This window comes from Gordonibacter pamelaeae 7-10-1-b (assembly GCF_000210055.1).
GTDB classification, from domain to species: Bacteria; Actinomycetota; Coriobacteriia; order Coriobacteriales; family Eggerthellaceae; genus Gordonibacter; species Gordonibacter pamelaeae.
Genome location: NC_021021.1, coordinates 1,982,528 through 1,985,136, shown reverse-complemented (window position 1 = coordinate 1,985,136; position 2,609 = coordinate 1,982,528). Strand labels below are relative to the sequence as shown.

The window sequence follows — 2,609 nt, the reverse complement described above, 5'->3', positions numbered from 1 at the left end:
GCGCGCGGGTCGCGCCGCGCCTCGTTGCAGGCGGGGCAGTCGCAGAAGAAGGCGGGCACGCCGCATCCGGCGGCCGTCCCCATGAACGTGAACGTGTGCTTTCCGTGCTCCATCGCGGTCTCCTCGGTGGTCGATGCCGTGTCTTTTCTCCCATGATAGCGCTTTTCGCAGGAGCGGGTTGCGAAACTCCCGACCGAAGAAGTCATCGTCTTTCCGCCCGATCGTGCTACTATAGGCACCATTCGATCCGAGGCGGGGCGTCCGAGAGGGGTCCGCATCCTCGGTAGGCGGTTTCCGACGGGGGAAGAGGCTGTCATGCGGCAAGGCTTACCGGCAGATCATCGACATGCCCGGGGCGCTCGCGTGCCGGATGGGGCGGAGGCGGCTTCGTGAACGTCGACCAGAGGCCCGATCTCGGCCTGCAACAGCACCTCCACCTCACCACCGAGCTCAAGCAGGGCATCGCCATCCTGCGCATGTCGGCGCAGGAGCTCTCCGAGTACGCGCGGAAGTGCGTGGAGGAGAACCCGTTCTTCGACGATGACGATTGGGTCGAGCCGCGCCACCCCCTCGCGCCCGAACGGTACTCCCAGGACGTGAGCGCCGATGCGCTCTTCGAGAAGCGCGGCCACGGCAGCCCGGAGACGTTCGATGCCGAGCGCAGCGACCTGTCCCAGCGCTCGTTCTCGTTCGACCGCTTCCTGACCGAGGGCGACACGCTCGACGAGCACCTGCTGGAGCAGCTGCGCCTGCAGGCCGACGGCCCGCGCGCGAAGGCTATCGGGGAGTACCTCATCGGCAACATCGACGGCAACGGCTACCTGCGCATCGCCGTGGACCAGGCGGCGGCCTCCCTCGGCGTGTCCGAACAGGAGGTGTCCCAGGTCCTCGCGCTCGTCCAGCAGTTCGAGCCCACGGGCGTGGCCGCGCGCAACCTGGCCGAGTGCCTGCTCTTGCAGCTGGGGAAGGCCGGCAAGCTCACCCCGCTGCTCGAGCGCCTCATAAAAAGCCATCTCGCCGAATTCGAGACGCGGACCCCCGCCGCCATCGCGCGCGACATGGGCATCTCGCTCGCCCAGCTGGGCGAGGCGCTCGAAGTCATCCGCACGTGCAACCCCCGTCCTGCGAGCCAGTTCGGCCGCCCATCGCGCCCCATCTGGCCCGAAGTGGTGGTCACGGCGGTTGACGACGGGACGTACGAGGTCAGCCTGCAGGACTTCTACCTGCCGCACCTGAAGATCAACCCCACGTACCGGGCCATGGCATCCAACGTGAAGGAGCACGAGACCGAGACGTACCTGAGCGAGAAGCTCAAGGAGGCCGAGAGCCTCATCGACGGCATCAACTTCCGCCATGCCACGCTCTACAAGGTGGCGTGCTGCATGGTGCAGATGCAGGTGGAGTTCTTCGAGAAGGGCTACGACTGCCTGCGCCCCCTCACCATGGCCCAGGTGGCCGAGGCCACGGGCGTGTCCGAGTCCACGGTGAGCCGCGTGTCGAACGGCAACTACATGCAGACGCCCCGCGGCGTGTTCGAGCTGCGGTTCTTCTTCCATTCTTCGGCCTACCAGGGCACCGACCGCGTGGTGTCGTCCATCAGCGTGAAGCACCGCATAGGCGAGCTCGTGGATTGCGAGGACCCGTCGAACCCGTTGAGCGACCAGGCCATCTCCGAGGCGCTTGAGCGCGAGGGCGTGTCCGTGTCCCGCCGCACGGTGAACAAGTACCGCGAGGAGCTGGGCATCCCGGCCCGCGCCGCGCGCCGCCGCAGCTGATCGCGACAGCGAGACAGTAGTCCCGTCTCGCTGTCTCACCGAGGGAAGCACTGATTAATGGCGCTTCCCTAGCGTCCGCCGATTTAGTCCATGACTCAATCGGTCATGTTAAAAAAGGGGCCGTGTGCAAATGCCGCAAACCTGGTGCAACCAAGAAGAGCATGGTTGCGTTGATCAGCGTTTCCCTCGGTGCGCCTCGTCTTATTTCTAAACAAATTCTCATGCGTTCTCATATTGTGACGCTCGCTCGGCGCGCCTGTCTGCGGCTTTTGCGTGCGCGCAACCTCGTGACCTGCCGGTATTTCCCGAGAGAAAGTGGCACGGTTCTTGCATCGATGATTACGAGGCGTCTTTGGTTTGGGCTGAAAAGGGATCGGCCAAGTGAACGGGTGTGCAGCTTATCGGGGGGAAAGGTCGACGAGCTGTCATCCCTACGTGCAGAACGAGGCGATTGCGCGCGAGTTCGCGGCGTACTACGACCTGTTCAACAAGTACCGCGACGACTACCGCATCGACGAGATCCTTGCCGGGGGCGACGTTGCCGGTATAATCGAGCGGGCGACCGAGGCGGAGTTCGACGAGCACCTGTCGCTCGTGGGGCTTCTGCTGGACGCCGTGTGCGGCGACATGGCCGACATCGTGGCCGAGACCGACGTGCTCGTGGCGCTGCGCGACGACCTGCGGGGCCTGAAGCCCGCCGCGGAGGAGGGGGGCGACGTGCGCGGCCTTCTGGACGAGCTGGAGCGGACCCGGACCTCGCAGCTGGAGCTGGGCGTGGCGGCAGGCAACCTCTCGAAGGGCCGCCGCGCGACGGCGGAGGCCGAGCTGGACGGG

The 2,609-nt window shown here is 65.7% G+C and carries 1 protein-coding gene and 1 pseudogene; both read left to right on the top strand.

What is annotated here, in order from left to right:
* Window positions 1–389 precede the first annotated feature (389 nt).
* On the top strand, window positions 390–1,775 hold the full coding sequence (rpoN, locus tag GPA_RS09160) for an RNA polymerase factor sigma-54 (RefSeq protein WP_041239383.1): 1,386 nt from the start codon (window positions 390–392) through the stop codon (window positions 1,773–1,775).
* 435 nt (window positions 1,776–2,210) lie between these two features.
* Window positions 2,211–2,609 (top strand): annotated as a pseudogene (locus tag GPA_RS19130) (hypothetical protein); the annotation flags it as partial.